General features: G+C 52.2%; 1 protein-coding gene. It reads left to right on the top strand.

Features of this window, described 5'->3' with window-relative positions:
* The coding region (locus tag J4G32_RS20705; protein ID WP_210497517.1) for a hypothetical protein at positions 1–226 on the top strand (226 nt) is incomplete at its 5' end.
* Positions 227–379: the final 153 nt, after the last annotated feature.

Raw genomic sequence — 379 nt, 5'->3', positions numbered from 1 at the left:
ATGTGGAGTGAGCCTGGCCCAGTTACGCTTGCTTCAGGAAGTTTACCGTGGACGGGGAAGGTTGTCAGCGTTGTGTGGAAGGCTGAATACGCAGGAGAAGCAAATCTGGCAGGACAAATACCGGTTACTGGTGAAGCTGGGAATGCGGAACCGATTACGGGAACTGCTGTTTGGTACCCGGTTTTGTAAATCACTGCAGCGAACTCCGTTTATCGCTCCGCAATAACCCGCCTCCGGCGACCCTATCCAGAAACACTGACACGCCGGCTAAACCCGGTGGCGGTGGGGTATGTTTTGCCTGTGGTGTCGTGAAGTAAAACACAGATCATTATTCAGGCGGGACGCTGAATGTATGGCCTTTCATACCGTTTGATAAGTA

It is taken from the genome of Microvirga antarctica (assembly GCF_017921815.1).
GTDB lineage: Bacteria > Pseudomonadota > Alphaproteobacteria > Rhizobiales > Beijerinckiaceae > Microvirga > Microvirga antarctica.
The sequence above is the reverse complement of the archived record's forward strand: the minus strand, read 5'-3'. Positions and strand labels throughout refer to the sequence as shown.